General features: G+C 55.0%; 27 protein-coding genes and 1 riboswitch. Of the genes, 10 read left to right on the top strand and 17 right to left on the bottom strand.

From position 1 onward, the window contains the following. Positions 1–7: 7 nt before the first annotated feature. The 13 genes from purB to M0651_RS18325 form a co-directional block, all read right to left on the bottom strand. Positions 8–1,303: an adenylosuccinate lyase gene (gene purB, locus M0651_RS18385; RefSeq protein WP_248553184.1), complete on the bottom strand. Its 1,296-nt coding sequence runs from the start codon at positions 1,301–1,303 to the stop codon at positions 8–10. Then, positions 1,300–2,526 (bottom strand): 5-(carboxyamino)imidazole ribonucleotide synthase, encoded by a 1,227-nt coding sequence (gene purK / locus M0651_RS18380; protein WP_372491007.1) that lies wholly within the window; start codon positions 2,524–2,526, stop codon positions 1,300–1,302. The genes purB and purK overlap by 4 nt, the downstream gene beginning before the upstream one ends. Beyond that, on the bottom strand, positions 2,523–3,020 hold the full coding sequence (gene purE, locus M0651_RS18375) for a 5-(carboxyamino)imidazole ribonucleotide mutase (protein WP_248553183.1): 498 nt from the start codon (positions 3,018–3,020) through the stop codon (positions 2,523–2,525). Before purE ends, purK begins: the two co-directional genes overlap by 4 nt. A gap of 241 nt (positions 3,021–3,261) precedes the next feature. Continuing rightward, a riboswitch (purine riboswitch) is annotated at positions 3,262–3,363 on the bottom strand. A 179-nt stretch (positions 3,364–3,542) separates the two neighbouring features. Continuing rightward, positions 3,543–4,454: a response regulator gene (locus M0651_RS18370; protein WP_248553182.1), complete on the bottom strand. Its 912-nt coding sequence runs from the start codon at positions 4,452–4,454 to the stop codon at positions 3,543–3,545. A 34-nt stretch (positions 4,455–4,488) separates the two neighbouring features. Beyond that, positions 4,489–5,739 (bottom strand): ATP-binding protein, encoded by a 1,251-nt coding sequence (locus M0651_RS18365; protein WP_248553181.1) that lies wholly within the window; start codon positions 5,737–5,739, stop codon positions 4,489–4,491. A 166-nt stretch (positions 5,740–5,905) separates the two neighbouring features. Next, the gene (locus tag M0651_RS18360; RefSeq protein WP_248553180.1) at positions 5,906–6,556 is read right to left on the bottom strand and encodes an amino acid ABC transporter permease; all 651 of its coding nucleotides are present in this window, start codon (positions 6,554–6,556) and stop codon (positions 5,906–5,908) included. Positions 6,557–6,573: 17 nt separating this feature from the next. Next, entirely contained in the window at positions 6,574–7,227 is a 654-nt protein-coding gene (locus tag M0651_RS18355; RefSeq protein ID WP_248553224.1) for an amino acid ABC transporter permease, read from the bottom strand. A 2-nt stretch (positions 7,228–7,229) separates the two neighbouring features. Then, positions 7,230–8,084: a glutamate ABC transporter substrate-binding protein gene (locus tag M0651_RS18350; RefSeq protein ID WP_248553179.1), complete on the bottom strand. Its 855-nt coding sequence runs from the start codon at positions 8,082–8,084 to the stop codon at positions 7,230–7,232. 33 nt (positions 8,085–8,117) lie between these two features. Continuing rightward, positions 8,118–8,846, bottom strand: coding sequence for an amino acid ABC transporter ATP-binding protein (locus M0651_RS18345; RefSeq protein WP_248553178.1), 729 nt, complete (start codon positions 8,844–8,846; stop codon positions 8,118–8,120). A gap of 522 nt (positions 8,847–9,368) precedes the next feature. After that, the gene (locus M0651_RS18340; protein ID WP_248553177.1) at positions 9,369–9,803 is read right to left on the bottom strand and encodes a universal stress protein; all 435 of its coding nucleotides are present in this window, start codon (positions 9,801–9,803) and stop codon (positions 9,369–9,371) included. 27 nt (positions 9,804–9,830) lie between these two features. After that, complete coding sequence (locus M0651_RS18335) at positions 9,831–10,082, bottom strand: DUF1294 domain-containing protein (protein ID WP_282577988.1); 252 nt, start codon at positions 10,080–10,082, stop codon at positions 9,831–9,833. Between the two features lie 160 nt (positions 10,083–10,242). Then, entirely contained in the window at positions 10,243–10,380 is a 138-nt protein-coding gene (locus M0651_RS18330; RefSeq protein WP_187380118.1) for a hypothetical protein, read from the bottom strand. A 77-nt stretch (positions 10,381–10,457) separates the two neighbouring features. After that, the gene (locus tag M0651_RS18325) at positions 10,458–12,590 is read right to left on the bottom strand and encodes a DNA topoisomerase III (protein WP_248553176.1); all 2,133 of its coding nucleotides are present in this window, start codon (positions 12,588–12,590) and stop codon (positions 10,458–10,460) included. A gap of 162 nt (positions 12,591–12,752) precedes the next feature. Between M0651_RS18325 and M0651_RS18320 the strand changes: the two genes are divergently transcribed. Then, positions 12,753–13,760 (top strand): ketoacyl-ACP synthase III, encoded by a 1,008-nt coding sequence (locus M0651_RS18320; protein ID WP_248553175.1) that lies wholly within the window; start codon positions 12,753–12,755, stop codon positions 13,758–13,760. Positions 13,761–14,061: 301 nt separating this feature from the next. Then, on the top strand, positions 14,062–14,274 hold the full coding sequence (locus M0651_RS18315) for a hypothetical protein (RefSeq protein WP_248553174.1): 213 nt from the start codon (positions 14,062–14,064) through the stop codon (positions 14,272–14,274). 12 nt (positions 14,275–14,286) lie between these two features. On the opposite strand, the gene M0651_RS18310 is transcribed toward M0651_RS18315, so the two are convergent. Continuing rightward, positions 14,287–15,228, bottom strand: a complete 942-nt coding sequence (locus tag M0651_RS18310; protein WP_248553173.1) for a DMT family transporter — start codon at positions 15,226–15,228, stop codon at positions 14,287–14,289. A gap of 193 nt (positions 15,229–15,421) precedes the next feature. Here M0651_RS18310 and M0651_RS18305 point away from each other — a divergent pair, with 193 nt between their 5' ends. Beyond that, complete coding sequence (locus M0651_RS18305) at positions 15,422–16,270, top strand: sulfurtransferase (protein WP_248553172.1); 849 nt, start codon at positions 15,422–15,424, stop codon at positions 16,268–16,270. Between the two features lie 89 nt (positions 16,271–16,359). Continuing rightward, positions 16,360–16,698, top strand: a complete 339-nt coding sequence (locus M0651_RS18300) for a DUF1801 domain-containing protein (RefSeq protein WP_248553171.1) — start codon at positions 16,360–16,362, stop codon at positions 16,696–16,698. A 79-nt stretch (positions 16,699–16,777) separates the two neighbouring features. Here the strand turns inward: M0651_RS18300 and M0651_RS18295 are convergent, their stop codons facing one another. Together M0651_RS18295 and M0651_RS18290 are read right to left on the bottom strand one after the other, a co-directional pair. Next, positions 16,778–18,553 (bottom strand): glycerophosphodiester phosphodiesterase, encoded by a 1,776-nt coding sequence (locus tag M0651_RS18295; RefSeq protein ID WP_248553170.1) that lies wholly within the window; start codon positions 18,551–18,553, stop codon positions 16,778–16,780. A 20-nt stretch (positions 18,554–18,573) separates the two neighbouring features. After that, a complete protein-coding gene (locus M0651_RS18290; RefSeq protein ID WP_248553169.1) occupies positions 18,574–18,918 on the bottom strand; it encodes a winged helix-turn-helix transcriptional regulator in 345 nt (114 codons plus the stop codon). Between the two features lie 152 nt (positions 18,919–19,070). Here M0651_RS18290 and M0651_RS18285 point away from each other — a divergent pair, with 152 nt between their 5' ends. The 3 genes from M0651_RS18285 to M0651_RS18275 all read left to right on the top strand — a co-directional run bounded on the left by M0651_RS18285 (position 19,071) and on the right by M0651_RS18275 (position 21,591). Next, positions 19,071–20,009: an aldo/keto reductase family protein gene (locus M0651_RS18285; RefSeq protein WP_248553168.1), complete on the top strand. Its 939-nt coding sequence runs from the start codon at positions 19,071–19,073 to the stop codon at positions 20,007–20,009. Between the two features lie 15 nt (positions 20,010–20,024). Beyond that, a complete protein-coding gene (locus tag M0651_RS18280) occupies positions 20,025–20,873 on the top strand; it encodes an NAD-dependent epimerase/dehydratase family protein (RefSeq protein ID WP_248553167.1) in 849 nt (282 codons plus the stop codon). Positions 20,874–21,027: 154 nt separating this feature from the next. Further along, positions 21,028–21,591, top strand: a complete 564-nt coding sequence (locus M0651_RS18275; protein ID WP_248553166.1) for a 5' nucleotidase, NT5C type — start codon at positions 21,028–21,030, stop codon at positions 21,589–21,591. A 13-nt stretch (positions 21,592–21,604) separates the two neighbouring features. Here M0651_RS18275 and M0651_RS18270 read toward each other — a convergent pair whose 3' ends face one another. Beyond that, complete coding sequence (locus tag M0651_RS18270; protein ID WP_248553165.1) at positions 21,605–23,056, bottom strand: serine hydrolase domain-containing protein; 1,452 nt, start codon at positions 23,054–23,056, stop codon at positions 21,605–21,607. Between the two features lie 203 nt (positions 23,057–23,259). On the opposite strand from M0651_RS18270, the gene M0651_RS18265 reads away from it, so the two are divergent. The 3 genes from M0651_RS18265 (at position 23,260) to M0651_RS18255 (ending at position 25,769) form a co-directional block, all read left to right on the top strand. Continuing rightward, on the top strand, positions 23,260–23,721 hold the full coding sequence (locus M0651_RS18265; protein ID WP_248553164.1) for a MarR family winged helix-turn-helix transcriptional regulator: 462 nt from the start codon (positions 23,260–23,262) through the stop codon (positions 23,719–23,721). 64 nt (positions 23,722–23,785) lie between these two features. Then, complete coding sequence (locus M0651_RS18260) at positions 23,786–25,078, top strand: MFS transporter (RefSeq protein WP_248553163.1); 1,293 nt, start codon at positions 23,786–23,788, stop codon at positions 25,076–25,078. Positions 25,079–25,199: 121 nt separating this feature from the next. Then, complete coding sequence (locus M0651_RS18255; RefSeq protein ID WP_248553162.1) at positions 25,200–25,769, top strand: thymidine kinase; 570 nt, start codon at positions 25,200–25,202, stop codon at positions 25,767–25,769. Position 25,770 lies beyond the last annotated feature (1 nt).

Genomic DNA, 25,770 nt, shown 5'->3' with positions numbered 1-25,770 from the left:
AACTCGATTAAATCAATCCAAGCTTCCGGAAAATCGTATCCACATGCTTCAGATGCCAGGACGGATCAAACGCGTCGTCGATCTCTTCCTTGCTCAAGACCGCGGTAATTTCCGGCGTCTCCTCGATAATGTCACGGAACTGGCGTTGCGTTTCCCACGCCTGCATCGCCCGCGGCTGCACCGTATCGTACGCTTGCTCGCGACTGAAGCCTTTGTCGATGAGCTTTGTCAACACGCGACCGGAGAACGGTACGCCGTACGTGCGGCCCATGTTGCGCTTCATATTTTCTGGGAATACCGTCAGGTTCTTCACAATATTGCCGAAGCGATTCAGCATATAGTTGAGCAACATCGTAGCGTCTGGCAGGATCACCCGTTCCACCGAGGAGTGAGAAATGTCGCGTTCATGCCACAGCGTGACGTTCTCGTAAGCCGAAATCATATGGCCGCGGATCACGCGAGACAAGCCGGAGATGTTCTCGCAGCCAATCGGGTTACGTTTGTGCGGCATCGCCGACGAACCTTTTTGCCCTTTGGCGAAGGCTTCTTCTACCTCGCGGAACTCGCTCTTTTGCAGGGCGCGAATTTCTGTAGCGAACTTGTCGAGCGACGTTGCGACCAGAGCCAACGTCGACATGTACTCGGCGTGACGATCGCGCTGCAGCGTTTGCGTCGAAATCGGCGCCGGGCTCGTGCCCAGCTTGCGGCAAACAAACTCTTCCACAAACGGATCAATGTTGGCGTAAGTGCCAACGGCGCCGGAGATTTTGCCGAACTGGACGTTATCCGCTGCGCGGCGGAAACGCTCCAGGTTCCGCTTCATTTCCTCGTGCCATAGCGCCATCTTTAGACCGAAAGTTGTTGGCTCGGCATGTACGCCGTGCGTGCGGCCCATCATCGGGGTGTCTTTATAGGCCAAGGCCTTATCCTTCAAAATCTCGATGAAATTCACGATGTCTCGTTCCAAAATCTCATTTGCCTGCTTCAGTAAATAGCCCAGCGCCGTGTCCACCACGTCCGTGGACGTCAGGCCGTAGTGCACCCATTTCCGCTCGGAACCCAGGCTTTCTGATACGGCACGGGTAAACGCGATGACGTCATGGCGAGTTTCCTGCTCGATTTCATAGATCCGATCGATATCGAACGAAGCCTTCTCGCGCAGCATTGCTGCGTCTTCCTTCGGGATTACACCTAATTCAGCCCAAGCTTCGCAAGCGCATAACTCCACTTCCAACCAGGCTTTGAATTTGTTTTCCTCCGTCCAGATCGCTCTCATTTCCGGTCTACTGTAGCGTTCGATCATTTGCGTTCATTCCTCCAAATGTTGGTTTGCTCTATCCAACGAAGCCCGTCCTCCACGTCGCGGCAGATCAGGTTGATATGCCCCATTTTCCGTTTCGGAGCGGCTCCGTGCTTTCCATACAAGTGTACTTTGGGGATCGCCGGGAATCCAGTTGCCCCATTGTTCTCGCCTTCGCTGTTCCAAGTGCCGGTCACGACCGCCTTGCGGACATCCTCCAAATGCTCGCCCAACACGTTGACCATCACGACTGGCGTCAACAGTTCCACCGGACCCAGCGGCAAATTGCAGATCGCCCGCACATGCTGCTCGAATTGCGAGGTCGTACAGGCCTCCATCGTGTAATGGCCCGAATTGTGCGGTCGCGGCGCCAGTTCGTTCACGAACAACTCGCCATTCGCGGTCAGGAACATTTCCACCGCCAGAAGCCCTACCGCTTCCAAACCTTCGGCGATCCGGGCCGCCAACCGTTCGGCTTCACGCTGCACCTGCTCCTCGACACGGGCCGGTACGATCGATACATGCAAAATATTATCCACATGGATATTCTCCGCTACCGGGAACGTCTTGATCTCCCCGCGCGGGCTGCGCGCCGCGATGACCGACAGCTCCTTGACGAACGGGACGAATTGCTCCAACACGAGCTCCGTCCCGGCCCCGCTCAACTCGGCGTAAGCCGCCGTAATCTCGTCTTCGCTGCGGATCACCCATTGGCCTTTGCCGTCATAGCCGCCTGTGGCCGTCTTCAACACGGCCGGAAGGCCCAGCCGGGCCACGGCCGTACGCAGTTCCTCCTCGCTGCCGATCTCCGCGTACGGCGCTACCTTGACGCCCGCCGCTTCGATGGCTCGCTTCTCGCGAAGCCGATGCTGCGTGGTGTACAGCAGCCGGCTGCCTTGAGGCACGTACGACGCTTCCTCCAACAGCGCGGCGACGCCCGCGTCCACGTTTTCGAACTCGTACGTGATCACGTCCGCGCGCTGCGCTAACTCTCGCGCCGCGGCCTGGTCGTCGTAGCGGGCCACGATCTGCCCCGCTACCTGTCCGCAGGGCGCATCCGGCGTTGGATCCATGGCGACAAACCGGTAGCCAAGATGGCTCCCGGCCAGCGCCAGCATCCGGCCCAGCTGCCCGCCGCCCAGCACCCCGATCGTTGCGCCGGGCTCGATCACCGGAGCACCATGACCGCTGCTCCCGCTCCCGTTGCCCATCGGTCTGCCGCTCATTCGGTCGCTCCCAGCTCCGAGCCGCTCTCCAGCACCTCGGCTTGAATGCGGTCGCGGCGCTCCTGCACCCGGCGCATCACCTCAGGGTCGAACGCGCCCAGCATTTGCGCGGCCAGCAGCCCGGCGTTAATCGCTCCGGCCTTACCGATCGCCACTGTTGCCACCGGAATGCCGCCCGGCATTTGCACGATCGACAGCAGCGAGTCGAGGCCGTTCAGCGCGGCCGACTTCACCGGCACACCGATGACCGGCAGCGTTGTCTTGGCCGCCACCATGCCCGGCAGGTGAGCTGCCCCGCCTGCTCCTGCAATGATGACCTTTAGCCCGCGGTTTGCTGCTTGCTCCGCGAATTCAAACATCAAATCCGGGGTGCGATGCGCGGATACGACATTTTTTTCGTAAGGAATCTGCAGTTCATCCAGAACGGCACAGGCATGGGACATCGTTTCCCAATCCGATTTGCTGCCCATGATTACTGCGACTTGTGCTGTCATGCTTCAACCCACTTTCTTTAGAAGTAGTTCAACAACTCAGCTTGCGATTTATAGATTACCGAATACGGAAAAGGGCCCCCGAACTTTCTGGAAAATGACGAAGATTTCCCGAAATTCGCGGACCCTGAGGAATACGATACCTGCGTACGGGCAGCGACAATCGCGCCGACGGCAACGCAAAGCCCGGTGCATCCAAGCCCAGGCTCATAAAAAGAAGGCCTTCCGTGCGGAGTAGCCCTACCTTCATCACGTATTCGCTCGTAGTCCGAAAATTTACGGTTCTCGGGTAGAAACTTCCGGGCCCTATCCCCGGCATTATACGAGATTATGATGTTCGGCGGCGAACCGCCTTCTCCCTCCTAGTTTACCAATGGCAGACACGACGTGTCAACTCAAATCCGAACATTAAATGACTGTAAAATCCGAATGTTCGTTTTTGAACAATACCCCTTAATCAAGCAACCTTCCCTAACGACAAAAAAAACCTAGCCCGGTAACCCGACTAGGTGATCTCCCCCATGTTCATGCTCCTAACTGCTCTTGCAGTTCGATAAACAGCACGTGCAGGAACTTTTTGATGTTCACTTTCCCCTTCCCATTAACCGGCTCCCGACCTTCTTCGATCTCCTTCATCTTCAGCCTTACATCCTCAAAGTCAAAATAGAGCGGGGCATAATACTCAAACCGAGGATTTCCGTAATCGGTCAGTCCCAGCGAGGCCAGGTTCGTCAGCCCCGCCGTCAACGCGCGCCGCAGCCGTTGCTCGATCGCCTTGACCTCTTTGGCGATATCTTCGGGCCTCGTCTTGTACGTGGCCGCGGTCTGGCGATACAGCTCCTTCAAGGGTGGCAAGTTGCCGCCGACTTCGTCACCCTGTCCGAGCAAAAGCTCCATCATCGCGATGATATCCCGGCTGCCGCTCTCGCCAATTAAACCTAGATTCATCAGGATCGGCTGAATCGCTTCCCGGACCGGCCGTTTTCCCGGACCGGCCAACGGTGTGTTGCGCAAGCCCTCCAGTTTCTTTAGGCTGGATTTTATCTCATCTAGATAATGGCTCATCGCGTAACGCTCATTGACCTTCCGCAGCACCGTCTCCACTTCGAACCGATTGATCGGCTTGCGGATGAAGAATTCAATTCCACTTCGGTACGCCCGTCCGACCATATCCTGGTTCTCGATCTGGGAGATCATCACAAACCGCGAGCTGCAGCCTTGAGCGCGCAAGGAATCGATCGCTTCGATTCCGTCCTGGTCAGGCAACAGCAGATCCATCAGCACGATGTCCGGCGACTCGCTCAAAATTTGCCGGACGCCCTCCGCTCCGCCGCCGGCCGTCCCCGTTACCTCGCCCAGCCCACAGTCCTCGATAATGTGTTGCAGCATCTTTCGCGCACTGGCATCATCGTCCACGATACAAAAAGAGAGAGGCATCGGTACACCCTCCTCAACGTTTGGTATGTAGCGTTTACGTCGGACTCGTCGGCTTTCGCAGCATCCGAGTCGGTATGCGAATTTGGACCCTCGCCCCGCCTAGCCCCGGCGCCGTATCAAGCGAGATCTCTCCGTCAAACCGGGCCACGATGTCTCGCACGTGAGATAAACCAATCCCCGTCGCTGCGACGCCCTCCTCATCGAACTTAGTCGTAAAACCCGGTTCAAATACCAGCTCCCGCTCGTCCTGCGCAAAGCCGCTCCCGCTGTCACTCACCATCAACAAGGTCCATCCCGCTTGCTCGCGAACCTCGAGGTGAATCTGACCCCGATCCTGGATGGCTTCCACCGCATTCGCCGTCAGGTTACCCAACAGCGTAAGCAAGGGAATGTAGTTGGCGGTGGCGTAGTCCAGGGTGATTTTCTGCGTGAAAACAATTCTTTTCCCCAACATTTCGGCATACTGCTGACTGCTATGAACGGTATATTGGACCAAACCCGACAATGGCATATCCCCCGGAACTTCGCGGTCCGTAAGTTTGATCAACCCGGCTAAAATACGCTGCGAATCCTTCTTCACCTCATGGATCTGCTGCGTAATCCCCAAGACATATTGCTTGTGCGCCTCCTGACCTTTGTCGGACAACTGACGGTACAGCTCGTAGCTTTGCAGGGTCAGGTTCTCCAGCGTACCGATCGATTTCTTCAGGTAAAATACTTCCCCGTACAAGCCGGAGCTAATTCTGAGCATCTGCTCGATCCGCCGATTCTGCTCCTTCTGTACGATCCGCATCCGACTGACGGATATGCTGCTGTAAATCCCGGTTACGAAATACGTACGCAACATCGCGATCGCCATCAGAAACGTCCACTCGTTCAGCTTAAACGTTGCCGTACCGGTCACCAGCAGCCGAGTCAGCAACTCCGCCTCGTTGGACACCAGGTCGATCACCGCCGTCACTGCTCCCAGCGCCAAGGGGTAGAAGCGGTCCAGACGCCGTTTGATCAGACTCATCCCGAAAGCGAATACGATGTAATACACCGCCGCAGAACCATGCCTTGTCACGCTATCGGCCAAGGTCAAGCCGTTACCAAGCGCCTGATCCAGCCCCGTACGAAACAACAACACCCCAGTGCCGGTAATGACACCCGTGACGAGATAAGGCAACCGCCGCAGCAACAACAAGAATAACAGAAATGCACTGCTCCCCAGCCCGATCCGAAAAATATCTCCATCAAACGGGTTGATCTTTAACTCCCCGGCTAAGGCCGTCCCAATTGCCACGACTCCAATCTGAACGTAGGTGGATCTATAAAAGGACTTAACAAGAACGTTCCCCATCCCCGCTCACCCGGTCCTGTGAGTTATTTTGCCCCTTATCGTACCACATTTGAGAGAGGGTGCCTATACCATGCATTCCATAATATGTCAGCAACATGTTAGATGATGCCTACACGTGACGGGTTTCCAATCGTCTGGAGATCACCGATAACACAAAATTGACGGAGAAATAGATCAACGCCACGAGCAGCAGGATTGGAATGGTGTAAGTATAGCCGTGTCCGATGACGATGCCGGCATGATGCATCAGCTCCGGCAAGGAGATGACAACTGCCAGCGATGTGTCCTTGAGCAGCGAGATGAACTGGCTGACCAGCGGCGGCACCATCCGTCGCAACCCTTGCGGCAGCACAATATGCCACAACGTCTGCAAGGAGCCGAGTCCCGACGATCGGGCCGCCTCGATTTGCCCCTTTTCGATGGAAGCAAGCCCGCCGCGAACGATTTCCGCGATCATCGCCGCTTCAAAGATCGTCAGCCCGGTCACCGTTGCGGCCACCAGTCCCAGGTTAATCCCAATCTCCGGCAAGGCAAAGCGCATGAAGAAGATGATCAAGAGCAGCGGTAAATTGCGGATCAGCTCAACGCCCGCCAGCAGGATCGGCGACAACACGGGCAGCTGTGTATAGCGAATGATGCCAACAACGCAGCCGATCAGGAAGCTGAGCACGATCGACGCCCCGGCGACAATCAAAGTCACCACTAACCCCTCCGCCAGAAAACTCAAATTCTCCGCACTGTACGCACCCGCAAAGTCCATCAAATCCCTCCCCAACCTCAATACCTTCTCTCAAGCCTCCGCTCCCACACCCTCACCCCATAACTCAAAGGCAAGGTCAACACCAAATAAAACAACGCCACAAAAAGATAAGTATCAAATGTCCGATACGTCTCCGTATTCACGATGTCGGCAAAATACATCAGGTCCAGCCCGGCAACAATCGTCAACACGGACGAGTTCTTGATCAAGTTAATGAACTGGTTCCCGAGCGGCGGAATGACCAGCTTAATCGCTTGAGGCAGGATAATATGCAACATCGTCTGCGCGTAACTTAACCCGGAGGAACGCGCCGCCTCCGTTTGCCCCTTCGGAATCGCCAGGATACCCGCGCGGATCGCCTCGGCGATGAACGATGACGTATACACGGCCAGCCCGATCGTCCCGGCTGTAAATCCATCCAACGGTAAACCCAGTGCCGACGGTCCGTAATAAAAAATATATACGACGAGCAGTAACGGGATATTGCGGATAAATTCCACGTAACCCGTCCCGAACCAGCGCAGAACCCGGACAGGGGCGATGCGGAATACCGCGATTAACGCCCCCAGAAGAAAGCTGCCGACCAGCGCCAACAGGCTGGAGAGGACCGTTCCTCGGAACCCCTCCAGGTATACGTCGAAATAGTCAGTCAAAATCGTAAAGTCCATCACGATCACTCACCCGGCTTCTTACCGATCCACTTCTCATAAATCTTGTCGTACTCCCCGCTGTCGTGGAGCTCCTTCAAGGTATCATTGACGGCTTGCACAATGTCCCCATTCCCTTTTTGCACCGCGATGCCGTAAGGCTCGTCAGTGAATGGCTTACCAACCACCTCAAAATTCGGATCCTGGGCAGCCATGCCGTACAGAATCGCATCGTCCGTTGTCAGCGTATCGCCTTGCCCTGCCTTCAGGGCGTTAAACGCATCCTGGTAGTTATCAAATTCCAGCACCTTGATGCCTTCTACCTTTTCGCGGATATTTTTCACCGAAGTCGAGCCCTTGCTGCCCAATACCGTTGAATCAGCGGTTAAGCTCTCGATGCCCGTGATCGGGCTGCCCTTCTTCACCAGCAGCGACTGCCCCGCCTGGAAATAGACGTCGGAGAAGTCGACTTCCTTCTTGCGCTCCTCGGTAATCGTCATCGTTGCCACGATCATGTCGATCTCCCCGTTATTGAGCATCGGAATCCGCGTTTTGGAGGTGACTTCCTTTAGTTCTAAGGCTTTCTCATCGCCAAAAATATGCTTCGCGATCGCCTTGGAGATATCGATGTCGAAGCCCTCCACGTTGCCGCTGGCCGGGTCTTTCAAACCAAACAGCTTCGTGTCGTATTTCACGCCAACCACCAGCTTGCCGCGATCTTTGATTTTGCCCAAAGCCCCGGCCCCGCTCTCCCCAGCTGCCGGAGCGGCATTCCCGCCCTCGCCGGCTGTATTTCCGCCCGTCCCGTTATTGGCACAACCCGCTAATACTGCCAATGCGCATACCGCTGCAATACTGATTAACCTCCAACGTTTCTTCATCTTCTGTTCCTCCCTTTCAATATCATCTAAGGTTCAATGGCTCAACAAACGGCTGAGGAAGGTGCGCGTCCGTTCTTCCCGCGGACTTGCGAAGAATTCCTCCGGCCCGGCTTCCTCCACGATTTGCCCTTGGTCCATAAAAATAATCCGATCCGCCACTTCCCGGGCAAACCCCATTTCGTGCGTAACCACAACCATCGTCATACCCTCCGTAGCAAGGGTCCGCATGACGTCCAGCACTTCGCCAACCATCTCCGGATCCAGCGCCGAGGTTGGTTCGTCAAACAACATGATCTTCGGCTTCATCGCAAGCCCCCGGGCGATCGCCACCCGCTGCTGCTGACCGCCCGACAGCTGGGACGGATACGCCGAAGCTTTGTCGGCAATGTCCACCTTTTCCAAATAGAACATCGCCGTTTGCTCGGCCTCCGCCTTGGAAATGCCCAGCACCTTCATTGGCGCCAGCGTAATATTGTCGATCACCTTTTTGTGCGGATACAAATTAAAATGCTGGAAGACCATCCCGATATCCCGGCGCAGCTTATTGATATCCGTCTTGCGGTCGTGGACCGGGAGGCCGCCAACCGTCAGTTCGCCGTTCGTGATTGTTTCCAGCCGGTTGATGCAGCGCAGCATCGTGCTTTTACCCGAACCGGATGGACCAACGACCACCACGACTTCCCCTTCCTTGACCTGCAGCTCAATCCCCTTCAACACGTGAAACTGACCAAAATGCTTATCAACCTGGTGAAATCGGATCAACGGCAGCCCTCCTTTCTGTGTTCGGATGTCCGTTTCGACCTTACCTACTGTGTTTCAATGTGAGTAATCGTAACATTTGAACATAACCTTACTTTGGCGACTATAAAAAACTACATGATCCTACGTGCAATCCCGAAAATAGCCCAAAATTTAATTCTTCTATCGCCGATTTGATCGGACAAGCGTCAGTTTTCCTCACAGCAATCTTCCTTGGCGATCATCGAGGAAACTCCATCGGAACTCTAACGCTTGTATTAAACGCTATTTGCACCAAAACCGGGATTTTCGTATTGTAACGCCTATGGGGGAGCCTATTTCCCGAATTCCACCCCAAAAGGGGTGGCTTCCGCTCATATAAGCACGCTGGTCAGCGTTAGAATTTCAACTCCCTTCTTTTCGCCTTAATAAGCATTCTGGCAAACGTTAGCCCTAAATACGGCCCCCGCTGGACAAATTTCCTGCGTTCGCAAAAAAAGCCCGACCGAATCGCTTCGGTCAGGCTTTAACAAACAAGCTCTATTCTTATTTCACGACTAACACTGGAATTCGGGCATGCTGAACAACGTTGTGACTGACGCTGCCAAGCACGAATTCTCGGATGCCGCCCAGTCCACGGCTGCCGATCACGATGAGATCCGCTCCGTATTTCTGTGCGTACTCCAGAATCGTCTCCGCCGGCGCCCCTTGGTCCATTTCGACTCTGGGCTCCAGCCCCGCGGCCGCCAGCCGGCTCTTGGCTTCCTCCGCCGTTCTTTCCGCCAGCTCATAGAAATCCTTGTTCATTGAAGTGGGTACCGGCGCAAAGCCCTCGGCCACATAAAACCGCGGGAAGTCGTACACATGCAAGACCTCCAGCTTGGCTCCCGGCGTTGATTTGCACAACTCAATGGCTTTGTCCAGCGCTTTATTCGCCGCTTTCGAACCATCGTACGCGGCAAGAATTTTGTTAAACAGCATGGAAAGCACCTCACTTGTCCCAAGAGTTTATATTAAGAAATACCCATAAAGCACGGCGTTGAAAAGAAGCAACAATGGAATGCCCACCCGGAAGCTGAAATGCTTTGTTTTATGACGCTTCGTATTCATGGCCACCAAGATGCCTAATGCACCGCCCAGCGCAGCCAGCAAAAACAACGTTTTCTCGGGAACACGTTCGCGCCTCTGCCTGGCCCGCCTTTTGTCGTCGGACATGACCAGATAAGCGACAGCGTTGATAAATAGAAACCATACCAGCAAACCCGTTTTCGTCTTCGCCGCCCCCTTTCGATTCTCTTCGTTCGAATGTTGACGTTTCTATCTCTATTATACCTCAACAGCGGAGCAACAGCATCTTATTGGCCCACTCACTTCTATGTAAAAAAGCTCCCCGCAAGGGGAGCCTCAACCGTAAAAATCATCAGGTTTCATTCTTCGGAATCTCGTTCAGATTGGGCGGGTAATCGGCCTGCTTCTTCGGCTTGGCCGCCACGGTTGGTTCCATCAGCCTCGACTTGTTCTGCTGGTTCTCGGTCTTCCGCGCTTTGTGATGCGGCACCCTTATCACCTCCGGTACTTAGCGTCCCGTAAAGGCTGCCGATTTATGCGAGCCTATGATCCGTTTACCGGAGCCGATTAATCGTCGCCCTTCTTCTCTAGTGCTGCTTTTAGCAACTCGCCGAGATTCACCCCGCCAGATTCCTGCGGCTGGGAGTATTGCTTGACGAGCCGCTGCTGCTCGCGTTTGTTCATATGCTTATCCTTGTCTTTCCCAAGCACCTCGTTAATGCCGCAGGAGATGCACTGTACATACATCCCCGCTTTGCCTTCCTTGAGCTCCATCTTCTTATGGCATTGCGGGCAGCGGCGGTTAGACAAGCGCTTCTCGCCAGAACGGCGATAACCGCAGTCCTCGCTGGGGCAGAGCAACATCAGTCCGCGCCCGGTCTTCTTCTCGAGCAGCCGCGTTCCGCATTCCGGGCAATGGCTATTCGAGACATTATGCGGTTTGTACGTCGCATCGCTGCGTTTTACGCCTTGCACGAGGCTGACCGCCATTTCGCGAATGCCGCTTAGGAACGGCCCCGGCTGGCCTTGACCGCGCGCGATCCGCTCCAGCTCCGCCTCCCAGCGGGCCGTCAGCTCCGGCGTGCGCAAATCGGCCGGCGCTAGCTCGATCAGCTGCTTGCCTTTGCCGGTCGGATGCAGGGAGTTCCCCTGCCGCTCGATCGTATCCGAGCTGACCAGCTTCTCGATGATGTCTGCCCGCGTTGCCGGCGTGCCCAGCCCATGCTTCTCCATCTGGGTCAGCAGGGCGGCTTCCGTGTATCGCTTCGGCGGCTGGGTCCGCCCCGGCGTCACACGGCAGCGCTGCACTTTCGCCGCCTCGCCCTGGTTCAGCTCCGGCAGCGCCGAACCGCTTTCGGCATCGTCCTCGCCGCCTTCTTCGTCCTCCATCGCTTGCCCGTCATAAACGGCACGCCATCCGGCATCCTTGATCGTCGTACCCTTGGCGTGAAGCGTCTCGCCGGCAATTTCCACCGTTACGCTGACTTGATCGAATCTGGCCGGCGGATAAAACAAACTGATAAACCGCCGCACGATCAAATCGTACAGCTTGCGTTCGTCCGCGCTCAGCGCGTTCAGCAGTACTACTTGCTCCGTCGGGATAATCGCATGATGGTCAGTGACCTTGCTGTCATCGACCACCCGCTTACTCAGCTGCAGCGAGCCCCGAAGCAGCGGCCGGGCCAAAGGAGCATAAGGGCCGATCGCTACGCTGGTCAGCCGTTCCTTGAGCGTCTCCGTCATGTCCGACGTCAGATACCGCGAATCCGTCCGCGGATAAGTCACCAGCTTATGCTGCTCGTAGAGCCGCTGAAGCACATTTGAGGTCTGCTTGGCCGAGAATCCAAGCAGACGGTTCGCGTCTCGTTGCAGTTCGGTCAAATCGTAAGCCAGCGGGTGGGGCACCGTTTTTTCATGCTTAACCAGCTTGGCGATATTGCCGGAAGCCCCTTCGAGTTTCTGCTTCAGAGCGTTCAACCGCTCTGCATCAAAAATACGAGCATCACCGTTTCCACCACGCCATACCGCTTCGAACTTGCCGAAGTCAGCGCGTAGCATGTTGTATTCCTCCGAACGGAAACGGAGAATTTCGTTCTCGCGCAACATGATCATGCCCAGCGTCGGCGTTTGCACCCGTCCGGCCGAGAGCGGTGCGCCGAATTTGGTCGTGAGCGCCCGAGTGACATTAAGGCCTACCATCCAGTCAGCTTCCGCCCGGCAGCGTGCCGAATGGTACAAACGTTCATATTGGCTCCCCGGCTTCAGCGACGCGAAGCCTTCCTTGATCGCTTTATCCGTTTGCGAGGAAATCCACAGCCGCTGAAACGGCTTATTCCATTTGACCATATCCATAATCCAGCGGGCGAGCAGCTCGCCCTCGCGAGCAGCATCGGTGGCTACGATCATCTCGCCGATATCCTGGCGCCGCATGAGCTGCTGCACTGCCTTGAACTGGTGGCTGCTTTCGCGCAGCACCTTCAGCTTCATTTTATCGGGTAAAATCGGTAAATCCTCCAACGCCCACGTAGCGAACTTCGCGTCATAATCCTCCGGCTCCGCCAACCCGACCAAATGCCCCAGCGCCCAGGTCACCACGTAGTTGGGTCCTTCAAAATGACTTTTATGCTTATCTCGGCTGCCGATTACTCGCGCAATTTCTCTTGCGACCGACGGCTTCTCCGCTAATACCAACGTCTTCATAAGTTCGTTCGAACACTCCTTTCCTCGGAACTATTATAGCATTGACCAGGTGCATGTTTTGTATAGAACATTGGAAGGTTAGTAATTATCATGGTATACTATTTTTAACACCTGGTACTAATACTTGATACTAAAAATAATGAAATAAAGGAGCTGATACGGTTGACCACACAGAAATCCCTTTCCAAGGCCCGCATTACCGCCCTGGGGACCTATGTCCCTGAGAAAATTCTAACCAATGAGGATTTAGAGCGGCTCGTTGATACAAGCGACGAGTGGATTGTACAACGCACGGGCATCAAGGAACGGCATATCGCTGCCGAGGACGAATTTACCTCGCATCTCTGCATCCGGGCGGCGGAGCGCCTTCTCGATACGTACCGAGTCACGCTGGACGACGTCGACTTCATCATCGCCGCGACGACGACGCCGGATTTCTCATTTCCGACCGTATCCTGCCGGGTTCAGCAACACTTTGGCATGGAGCGGGCCGGGGCCATCGATCTTAACGCGACCTGTGCCGGCTTCGCTTATGCCTTGCATTTGGCGAACGGCATGATCAGCTCTGGCCTGCATCGCAAAATCCTTGTTGTTGCCGGCGAAACGATGTCCAAAATCACCGACTACACCGACCGCAGCACCTGCATCCTTTTCGGGGATGGGGCCGGGGCCGTGCTTGTCGAAGCCGATCCCGAAGACCCCGGTTTCGAATCGTTTATTCTCGGAACGAACGGGGCCGGCGGCATTCACGTCTATCGTTCCGGACTGGCGGATCAGATGGACGGTCAAACGCTCGAAGGGAAGGGCAAAATCGTACAAAATGGCCGCGAGGTGTTTAAATGGGCCGTGCGTACCGTCACCGCCGGAATCGAGCAGCTGCTGGAGCAGGCTGAGCTCACCCGGGAGGACGTCGATTGGTTCGTGCCGCATAGCGCCAATCTGCGTATGATCGAGTCCATCTGCGAGAAAGCGGACCTCCCGCTCGCCAAAACGCTGCAAAGCGTACAGGACATGGGCAATACATCTTCTGCTTCGATTCCGCTGGCCTTGCAGGTTGGCGTCGACACGGGCCGGCTGAAATTCGGTGACCGTGTGCTGCTGTACGGCTTCGGCAGCGGCTTAACCCATGCTGGCTTGATTCTCCGCTGGGGCGTACCGGACTCATTATGACAAAAAAGTCGATCAGGAGAGTCACATCCTGATCGACTTTTTACGATACCCTAGCCCTTATTTAAATAGCTCTTTGAACGATTATCCCTTTTGTTAAGGGAACTCCTTCACTCGTATTCTCTTCTCCCGAGCATGTTCGTGCTTGATTCACCACGATCTGATCCAAGGGGATAATTGTGTAAAGCTCCGAGCAAGGGGGAATCTTAGGCCCCAGGCGTTCTCTTTTCAACCAGCGGGGTTCCGGGTACAATAACTAGAGTCGTTTAGACTCATTTTGAGCCCATAAGGAGATATCGCGATCATGCCTACCCTCAGAGAACTGTTTACCGAGGCGGATTTCCAGGAAGCGTTGGACCGCAAGCTTCGCATCCGCGTTTTCCGTGACGATCATATGATCGACAACGGCAGTATCATTATCCGTTTCACGGACGACACCATTATCACCCAAGCTGGAGTAAGCGAGCTTTCCTATCATCCACGCCGGGAATGCCAATTTTTCGAGTTGAGAAAATAATTCATTCTCCCCTTAACTCGCCTTTCCCTCTTGCCCCGCATTCAGAACCTCCGCGTTCTCCGGCATCCCGGCAGGCGTTTCTTTGCCATAACGAATGAAGATCCACACGCCGCATAAGATGAGTACGCCTGCCGACAGCTGCAGCGGAGTCAAGCTTTCCTTCAGCAGCATCCAAGCCAACAATGAAGCAAACACCGGCTCACCGAGGACGGCCATCGACACGGCCGAAGCGCTGAGGTATTTCATCAGCCAGTTGAACAGATAATGTCCAAACAACGTCGGGACAATCGCGAGCAGCAGGAATATCCCCCATTCGCGCGGCTCGTAGCCGGTAAAGCGGATGCCGGCGACAAGGTTGTATACTGCCATCGACGTTCCTGCCACCGCGAATACAAGAAAATTATAAACAAACGCGCTGATCGTTTGCAGCAACTGCTTGCCGACCAGGATATGCACCGCGACCGCAACCGTGCCAAGCAAGGACAGCAAGTCGCCGGTAACGGCTGCGCCGGACAAGGCGAAATCCCCGGAACCAATGGCGATTGAGCCGATGAGGGCTAACGAAACGCCGAGTATCATCGCTTTATTGATTTTGGCGCCAAACAGAAAAAACGACCCAAACATCACGATAATCGGCTCCAAGGTTAGAATGACCGTGGAGCTCGCTACAGTCGTCAAACGAAGTGACCCCATCCACAGCAGGAAATGCAGCCCCAGCATGAGCCCGGAGAACATAAGGCGCCCCCATTGCTTTGCGGTCAGACGCGCAATTTCCCCACGATAGCTCCACAACAGCGGCAACATCAGCAAGTTAGTCAGATACATCCGGTACATGGCGATCACCGAAACTTCGGCATTGGACCAGCGGATGAAAATCGAAGAAAACGAGATGGCGATAATGCCAATTACGTACAAAATTTCATATTTGCCCATGGACTTGGTGTTGGTATGCATATGGTTTAAGGGTCCCAGCTTTCCGTTAATTTTATCGTTCCAATCTTGTTGCAAACCACTTCATTATAGCGGAGTTAAGGCGGTTGCTCAATTGATTTCTTTACGCCCTTTCACCCCTGTGCTACATTGGGGATAACCTGGCCGTAAAGCTGAGAATCGGCCGCAATCCATCCCTATAATGGAGGTACTCTCTATGAATCCGATTGTTTCAAAACAATGGCTGCTGGCTCGCCAGTATGAACCGGATCTCGTCATCGTCGATTGCCGCTTCGAGCTGGGCCGGCCGGAGGCCGGGAGCACGGCTTACGACGCCGCGCACATTCCCGGTGCCGTTTATCTCGATCTGGAACAGGATCTATCGGCCCCGGTCACCGAACACGGCGGGCGCCACCCGCTGCCCGCCCCAGACGTGTTGGCCGCGCGCTTCGCCCGCGCCGGCATCGGCAACGCCACCAGGGTGGTCGCCTACGACGACCAGGGAGGCATGTACGCCTCCCGCCTATGGTGGCTGCTGCGCTGGTTGGGCCATGACGACGTCTACGTCATGGAGGAGGGATTCGCCGCCTGGCAAGCCGGCGGCTATCCCGTGACGGCCGAGCGGCGGACCGTCGTCCCCGCCGCCTTCACCCCCTCGCTCCGGCCGCAGTTGCTGGCCGGCGTCGAGGACGTCCGCCGGGCGCTGGGCGATCCCGGCGTCCTGCTCGTGGACTCGCGCGCCGCGGATCGCTACGCCGGACTGCAGGAGCCGCTTGACATCAAGGCCGGCCATATTCCGGGGGCGATTAACCGTTTTTGGAAGCAGGTACAAGGCGACAACGGCTCCTGGAAGAGCGAAGGCGAGTTGCACGAGCAGCTGGCGCCGGTCATTACCGCATTGGACGAAGGCCGCGAGGCCATCGTCTACTGCGGCTCCGGCGTGAGCGCTTGCCCGAACGTACTCGCCCTCCATCGGCTCGGCTACACGCAGGTCAAGCTGTACGCCGGCAGCTGGAGCGATTGGATTTCTTACCCAGAGAATCCGATCGAAACAGGCGGAGAATGAATAAAATTTTAAATACCTTTACAAGAATATTCCTCCCATTGTATATTCCTTTTGTGGAAAAAAATTACGGCGGGAGCTGATCGATAACCATGAACGAAGAAGTTACCACCTTTATTGACCAATTAGGGGCACCCTGGCAAATTGAACTTTCCCATCAACTGAGAGAGATGGTTCACCAAACCATTCCTTCGGTAGAAGAGCGAATTCAATATAAGAAACCCCATTTCCTGAAGAACGGCCATTACGCAGCGGTGATTTCGCCATCGAAAGACGCGATAGCCTTCATGATCATGAACGCCGACGGGCTGGAAGTGCCGAAGGGCTTCGAAGGACCGCCGGAACGTAAATGGATCAAATTCAAGGAAGGCGTCACTCCGGACTACGCCTTGCTCTCCTCTTTGCTGGCTCAAGCTTCCCAAGCACTTTAGAAATAGCCGAACAGCAATAAATCAAAAGCGTCATCCCTTAAATCAGCGGGATGACGCTTGTACTGTTTCGTCTCAGGGCTTACAAATCAACTTCCACGAGAGACTGTGCAGTCTCGGGAATATCCGTAATCATCCCATCGATGGGGTACTTGAGGACTTCCTTCATATCCCGCCGAGTATTAACGGTCCAGACCCATACCTCACGACCGTCGGCATGGGCTTTATTGAGCAAGAAATCAGTTAACATGATCTGCTCAATTGTGTAGAAATCAACGTCAAGGGCCGACAGGTCGCCAAGCGCAAAGAAGAGAATTCTCCCGATCTTGATCTCGGGGGCCAGCTCCCGAATTCGGCTGAGCGCGACACCGTCAAACGACTGCACCCTCACCTCTTCCTCCATTCCGGCTTCCTTGATGAGGCGAACGACTTCTTCCGCCAGCGCTTCGCTGGAGGAGCCGTTCGGCTTCAGATCCAGCAACAGCTTGATCCGCCCCTGCGCCTCGGCGAGCACGCTGGACAGCAAAGGAATATGTACCGGATATCCATTCGCGTCCCGACCGATGGATAACTGCCGCACCTCCGCGAAGGTCATATCGGCGATCCGCTTCCGTACTCCCGTCATCCGTCTCAAATCGGAATCGTGATTGAGCACGGCAACCCCGTCCTTGGTCATCTGCACATCCAGCTCAGCGACCTGGATACCTTTGTCGATCGCAGAGATCAGGGCGGGCACTGAATTCTCCGGGGCGTTCGACGTATCTCCTCGGTGGGCCGCGATCTGCACGTTCCATTTGGCGTAGACCAGACTATCATTCGCCCGCAAACCGATAAGTACTGCCAGGCTGATGTAGATGGCAGCACCCAGGGCATACGCCGTCCTTTTCCACTTCAGACCTCTCCACCAGACGACAACCCGCTTTTCGATGCGGCCTAACCTGCTGCGGCTAACCTGAAGCTGATCTTTTGCACGAATCCATCTTAACCTGCCAAACGCATAATAGAGTCTCGTTAACACGAAGAGGTTAATCGGCAACAACAGAAGCTCCAGCAAGTAGGCCAGCACGGTGGAAACCGTGAGCGAATAGTGTTGGGACACGAGTGCAAGAACATCGAGATTCAACCAGGTAGGGATATGACCGAGTGCGGACACCACCGCAGAGGTGCCCCCAAGCACCGCACCGTTAAACAGAAGCAGCGATCCAAACAGCCGCCAACGCCGGCCTTGCGTCAGGATATGGCTTTGCCGCACCGCCTGCCGCAGATTCATATCCTCCAGTACGATGCAATGCAGGACGAAGATCCACCGGAGTAAGGTATACAACAAACCCGCAAGCAGCACGATATAAGCGGCGGTCATAGTGAAAGAAGCATCCAACACTTGGTTATTCAAGAAGATCGGAACGTTGAACAACGCGTAAAAGGAAGCCGTTAGCGGCGAATCCAGAAACGGGATCAGAAGCAGCAACAGCAGCAACAGCTGGAACACGCCAAACCCGAACAGTTTTGGCGTTTTGCGCAGTACGGTCAGCACCGCGTCGGCGATGGCGATCTCCTTGCCGAAGAAGCGCTGCTGAATCAGAACAATTAGTACCAGCAATTGGATCAACAGCGTAAAGGAGGCAACCATCCCGATGAGACTCAGTCCAGCCAAGCCTTTATAGCTTAGCCCGAGCCGGTACACTTCCCCGTTGAGCAGGGAGCCCGAGCCAACCACCCGGAGCACGCGGTTGAACAACAGCGTGGTAACCGGAAGGATAACCACACTCGTGACAAGCATGTAAAGCAATTGAAAAAGCAGCAACTTGGCGGAGTACTTGCGGAAATCGCGGATGCTTCTGCCGATCAATCGAAGCATGGCCCCCCGCCCCCAACCCGTTAGGTCCACCGCGCAGCCCAAACCTTCATTTCATGGCAAATGACGTGAAGGTCCATGCCCTTCGGCGTGAGCGTATATTCAACCGTCACGGGAACGGTCGGGTAAACCGTCCGCTCCAATACTCCCTTCTCCTCCAGATGGCGCAGCGTGCTGGTCAGCGCACGTGGGCTCACCTGGGGAATTCGTCGCTGCAGCTCCCCGAAACGGAGCGTTCCGCCAAATAGCTCCCGTATGACAAGAAACGCCCATTTCCCTCCGAGCACATCCAGCGTTTTCTCGATATTGCATTCGATATGCTCCGGCGTTTTCGGAATATAATTGCTGGCCTTTCGTACGGTAGTCATCCGTCAAACCTCCCCTATGGATGTAGCTATATTATGTATAGCAAGTATCATGGATATAATTAAGTGAAGCAGTTTTCACTTCTTTAAATTGTATATGAACTTTATTAGAATGAAAATGGTTACAAAACAATTAATCAGGAGGATGATGAACCATGGAATATAGAAGATTAGGCGGAAGCGGCCTCAAAGTAAGCGAAATCAGCTTGGGAAGCTGGCTGACCTACGGCGGATACGTTGAACGCGAGAACGCCGAGAAATCGATAAAAACGGCTTACGACTTGGGGATCAATTTCTTTGACACTGCCAATATGTACGAAAGAGGTGCTGCGGAGGAATTGATGGGTAAAGCGCTCAAGGCATATCCGCGTGAATCCTACGTGCTGGCAACGAAGGCATTCTGGCCAATGGGTGACGGTCCGAACGACCGCGGTTTGTCGCGTAAGCATGTCACGGAACAGGTGCACGCGAGCCTGAAGCGGCTTGGTCACGATTATATCGATATCTTTTACTGCCACCGTCACGATCCTGAGACGCCGCTTTACGAAACGTTGCGCACCATCGACGACCTGATCCGCCAAGGCAAAATCCTGTATGCCGGCGTCAGCGAGTGGCAGGCTTCGCAAATTGCAGAAGCGGTCGGATTGGCGGATCGTTATCTGCTGGATCGCATCGTGGTCAACCAACCGGTTTATAACATGTTTAACCGCTACATCGAGAAGGAAGTCATCCCGGTCAGCGAACGTTCCGGTATCGGCCAAGTCGTCTTCTCCCCGCTGGCTCAAGGGTTGTTGACCGGCAAATACACGTCGGCCACCGACATTCCGCAAGACAGCCGTGCTGCCAAGCTGGAATGGGTGCGCAAGGGGATTACGGAAGAGAACATCGCAAAGGTGAAGCAGTTGGAAGGCATTGCCTCCGAGCTTGGCATCAGCGTGGGTAACCTCGCCCTGGCCTGGATCCTGCTTCAAAACAATGTAGCAAGCGCACTCGTCGGTGCCAGCCGTCCAGAGCAAGTGACCGAGAACGCCAAAGCTTCCGGCATCAAGCTCAGCGAAGACGTGCTGACGCGAATTGAAGACATTCTGAAATAAGGAGGCAAGGCCATTATGGCTAAAGTCGTCGTTACCGGTGGGAGCGGCATGCTGGGGCGCTACGTCGTACGTGAATTCGTCCAGCAGGGTTACGAGGTGCTGAACGTGGACGTTAAGCCTTCAGAAGACCCGGTCTGCCCGACGTTAATCGCCGATCTGGAACAGCTTGGCGAATGTTACAGCGCGCTTACCGGAGCGGATGCGGTCGTGCATCTGGCCGCGATTCCGGCCGCCCATATCCGCACGCCGGAGGTCACCTTCCGCAATAACGTGATGTCTACGTACAACATTTTGCAGGCTGCGGAAGGACTGGGCATCCGCAAGGCGGTGATCGCTTCAAGCGAATCCTCATATGGCATCGTCTTCGCGGTTCATCCGCCCGCCCCTAAGTATGTGCCGGTGGATGAATCGCACCCGCAGCTCCCTGAGGACAGTTACGGCTTGTCCAAAGTGGTGAATGAACTGACGGCGGACATGTTCCAACGCCGAACCGGCATGCAGATTGTCTCGCTTCGCCTCGGCAATGTGATTCCCCCGGATCGATATGCGACGTTTCCGTCCTTCATCCACGACCCGGCCGAACGGGAACGTATCCTGTGGAGTTACATCGACACGCGCGACGCAGCGACCGCCTGCCGGCTAGCTGTTGAAGCGGAGGGTCTCGGTGCAGTGGCCCTGAACATTGCCGCGGACGACTCCAGCATGGCGATTCGCAGCCGTGAACTCATGGCTGCCCGTTATCCGGGCGTCAGCGATTTCCGTGCACCGCTTGAAGCGCATGAAACGCTGCTCAGCAACGAGAAGGCCAAACAATTGCTCGGCTGGCAGCCTGTTCATTTCTGGCGGGATGAAGTCAAGAATTAACCCGCCCCTGCAGCTACACCAAAGACCCGGCTCCGCAGATCAACGGAGCCGGGGCTTTTTTCATGGAGTCACCTATACCCCAAAACCGCACTTTTCTGATATCTTAGAATAAGTCATGCTTTTCAATCCAACTTCAATCAGGAGAATACTCACTATGCGTAAACACATCGTAGCCATCGACATGGACGATACCATCTGCCACCTCGTGCCCAAGGCCATTCACTATCACAATTTGCAATTCCCCGACCGCCAGCTGACCATGGACCAAATGATCAGCTTTGATATGACGAAGATCTGGCATCCCGAATGCAATGAGGACTTATTCTTCGGACGCCCCGGCTTGTATGAGGAGCTCGAGATCTTTGATGAACATACCGTAGAAGAAGTGCGCAAGATTGCACAGGACCACGATGTGATCATCGTTACGGCCGCCAGACCGTCGTCGGTTCCGGAGAAATGGACCTGGCTGCAACGCTGGATGCCGTTTATCCCGTTCGAGAACTTCTTTGTCGCCAAGCGGAAAACGTTGCTGAACTTCGACCTCTTGATCGACGACGGGCCGCATAATCTTCTGCCCGCCAAAGAGGCCGGGAGGTTAACCATCGGGATCCCCCGCCCGTGGAACGCCCCGATTCAAAAGCAATTCCTCATGAGGGACTCATGGCAGGGGATGAGCGAATTGGTGAACCGACTACTGGCCGAGCGCTCTCCGAGATAGTGAGACTGGGTTCCTACTGGAGACGGCCCCGGATTGGCGCCGGAGTTGGTTCCCCGAAGGAAACGTTGACGGTGTTGAGAATTTCAATGCCATCCTCCAGCAGCTCGATTTCGAAGCCTAGGCGGAATGGCGTTTCGATCCGCTGGATGCTTAACAGCAGCGTTTCCGGCGACTTCCAAGTGAAAGAAGCGGCGATCTGCTCCTCCTCCTCGAACAACGTCGTCCGCCCCAATCGCCAAGCCTGCCGTCCGAGTTCAACGAGATGCTCGCCGCGTTTATCGTGGATTTCCAGCACGGCCGTATCCCCGTGGATCTCGATTCTCGTGCTTTGCAAATCCAAGTCATTGGGCTCCAGCAGACAATTCTTGCCGTTACCGAACTCCGCTTCCCGCACAGAGTTAGCCTCGATCCGGGGCGGCTCTATATATAACCCCTCAAGTATATGCTGCAGCTCTTTCTCCGCCGCCACATCCTCTTCGGTCAGGTTCCCCTTCTCCTCGTCAAAAGCTTGAAGCAGGTGCTCCCATACCCCGTTTAATACACCTTGCAGATCGTTAGTGCCGGACGTCATCGCAAGAACCGCCTCATGCTCCGGCAGGACGATGCAAAATTGTCCAAACGCCCCGTCGCCCCGATAAACGCCGTGGCGGCAACGCCAGAATTGGTAGCCATACCCTTGCGCCCAGTCGCTGTCCCCGCCGTCGCCGTTGGAGATCTGCTTGGAGGTCGCGGCGTTGATCCAGCTTTCTTCCACTAACCTCTGCCCTCCCCACAGACCTTTCTGCAAGTACAGTTGACCAAATTTAGCGATATCCTCGGTGGTTACCTTGAGCCCAAATCCGCCGGTATTGACGCCGCGCGGACAGTTCTCCCAAGTCGGATTCACGATGCCAAGCGGCTCAAACAAGCGCGGCTGCAAATACTGCAGCAAGGTTTCCCCGGTGACTTTCTGCAGGATGGCGGACAGCATGTAGGTAGCTCCCGTATTATACAAAAAGGACGACCCTGGTTGATGTTCTACGGGTTGTTCCAGGAATGCCTTCACCCAGTTCCCGTCCTTCGCTCTGGCGAGCGGATCCATCGTATCGAAGGCGTGGCCCGTGCCCATCATTAATAAATGCTTGATTTGCATCGCAGCCAAATTCGGCGAAATCACTTCTGGTGCGTCCTTCGGAAAGAAAGAGACGACCGGATCGTCTACACTCAGTTTGCCTTCTTGCACGGCCATCCCGATAGCGGTGGAGGTAAAGCTTTTGCTAAGGGAAAACAACATATGCGGCAGATCAGGCCCGTAAGGCGCCCACCAGCCCTCCGCCGCAACTTGTCCATGCCGTACCAACATCAAACTATGCAGTTCAATAGAATGCGCTTTCAAATATGTCAAAAAGTCGATCACGTTCCGAGCCGAAATTCCCAGCTCCTTCAGGCTTTGTCTAGGCAGCGATTTCTCCGTATGAACGGACATTTCCATCTCTCCCTTCATTGGGCATCTTACCCATTCCCATTATACACCTGAAAGTCAGGGCCTGGTAAGTTTCGTCTGTATCGAGGAATTTTTTCCATCCATCGGTTTACTGAGGGATTGACAGTGAGCTCTCAATCTAATATATTCGTTGTACATACAAAATAAATATTACCCAGTGTGATCCTCAAAAGGAGGCTTTTCTCGTGGCAAACGAACCGAAACCCTCAGCCGCCGCTGCCGAAGCGGACGACGCTTTCCTGCATAGCTGCATGTACTTTACCACCAACCGTCTTAGCCGGGCGATCACACGGATCGCCGATGAAGCTTTTGCAACGACCGGGCTGGCCCCCGCTTACGGTTATCTGATCCGCCTGGTCATCGTAAAACCCGGCATCACGCAGAAGGAGCTGTCCGAGAAGCTATACATCACGCCTTCTACCTTGACGCGTTTTATCGACAAGCTGCAAGCCAAGGGAATGGTGGAACGCCAAGTCCAAGGGAAAACCGTGTTGGTCTACCCTACCGAAAAGGGCCGTGCTCTTGAGCCCTCCCTACGTCAGGCCTCTAAACAACTAAAAGCCTCGTATGTAGCCGTTCTCGGCGAGGAGCTGGCCGACTTACTAACGTCACAGCAAGAACAGGCGAGCGAGCAATTGGAACGGTAATGTCGTTCCTCACCTTAATTTATTGTATGTACAAACAAAATTATAAATAGAGGAGAAACCTACGATGAATGAGATGAACCTCTCGCCTGAAATCAGGCCAAAATCACGTTTTTACTATGGCTGGATTATCGTCCTGCTCACGTTTGTTACCCTGCTCGTCTCCGCGGGGATCCGCTCCTTGCCAAGCGTGCTGCTCCTCCCCTTTCAGGATGAATTCGGCTGGAGCCGGGGCAGCATCTCGAGCGTCATCTCTATTGGCATCCTTCTGTACGGCCTGGTGGGGCCCTTCTCGGCCTCCTTGCTACTGCGGTTTGGCTTCCGCAAGGTGTTGATCTGCTCGTTGTCCGTGCTTGGACTGAGCCTGGCGCTGACCCCGCTCATCCATGCTTTATGGCAATTTGAGCTGCTGTGGGGCCTGGTCTCAGGCTTAGCCACCGGGATGATGGCCAACGTTCTTGGCGTCACGGTCAGCAATCAATGGTTCGTCAAGCGGAAAGGCCTGATCATCGGGCTCCTCACCGCCAGCGCCGCAACCGGTCAACTGCTGTTTCTCCCGCTGTTCGCCAAGCTGACTTCAGATCTAGGCTGGCGATATGCCGTGTACGTTGCCGTCGCCAGCATTGTCGTCGTTTTGGTTGCCGTCGCGATCTGGATGCGCAATCACCCCTACGAGGTTGGCGCCGCCCCTTATGGTTCAACCGAGGTGGTTAAACCGGTTCCTTTCCGGGGCAACATCTTCATTGCGCCGTTGCAAAATTTGCGGCTGGCGATGAAGCATCCGACGTTTTGGCTGCTGGCCGGCACCTTTTTTTTCTGCGGTTTCTCGACCAACGGCCTTATCGGGACACATCTGATCGCCGCCTGCGGGGATCACGGCATGCTGGAGGTCGCCGCCGCCGGGCTCCTTGCGATGATGGGCATCTTCGATTTGTTTGGCACAACGATCTCCGGCTGGTTATCTGACCGATTCGACAGCCGCAAGCTGCTGTTCTGGTACTACGGCCTGCGCGGACTCTCCCTACTGTTCCTGCCGTTTGCGCTTAATTCAGCATCTCCGGCCATGCTCGTCGTGTTCTCCGTCTTCTACGGCCTCGACTGGATCGCTACCGTTCCGCCAACTGCCAAGCTGGCTGGCGAAACGTTTGGGAAAGAGCGATCCGGCATGATCTTCGGTTGGGTAGTCGTCGCCCACCAGATCGGCGCCTCCACGGCCGCCTACGGCGCGGGTGTCCTGAGAGACTGGCTGGGCAGCTATTCTCAAGCCTTCGTCATCGCCGGATTCGTCTGCTTCGTGGCTGCGGTCATGGCAATGCAAATCCGCAAGGCACAAAGCCGGGCGGTGGAAGCAGCTATGTAAGATTTGCCAAACGATGATCTTCTCCAAATTTCGCGTTTGCCTATCCAACAACCGAACCGGAATATGCTAGAATAAAGAGCATCATGGTTGAGATAGAACTCACAGAAGGGGACGTCATCGTTTGGCACAATTATTTTACAAATATGGGGCAATGAACAGCGGTAAATCCATCGAAATTTTAAAAGTAGCTCATAATTATGAGGAACAAAATAAGCCGGTGTTGCTCTTTACCTCGGCGATCGATAATCGCGACGAAGTTGGTTTTGTCTCTTCGCGGATCGGACTGCGGCGGCAGGCGATTCCTATATTCCCGGACACAAACCTCTTCGAAATTGTCAAGAATCATACGCCGCGCCTGTACTGTGTATTGGTGGATGAATGCCAGTTTCTCAGCGAGGACAGCATCAAACAGCTGGTCCGGATCGTTGACGAGCTCGACATTCCCGTCATGGCTTTCGGGCTGAAGAACGACTTCCAGAACCAACTGTTTGAGGGCAGTCGTCTGCTGCTCATTTATGCGGATAAAATCGAGGAAATGAAAACGATCTGCTGGTTCTGCGCACGCAAGGCAACGATGAACCTTCGGGTGGAGAACGGCAAACCTGTTTACACTGGCGAACAGATCCAAATCGGCGGCAACGAGTCCTATTATCCGGTGTGCCGCAAATGCCACACCAACCCGCCGCTGTAAC

It is taken from the genome of Paenibacillus mellifer, from assembly GCF_023195895.1.
Classification (GTDB): domain Bacteria; phylum Bacillota; class Bacilli; order Paenibacillales; family Paenibacillaceae; genus Fontibacillus; species Fontibacillus mellifer.
This window is presented reverse-complemented; position numbering and strand designations above follow the sequence as displayed.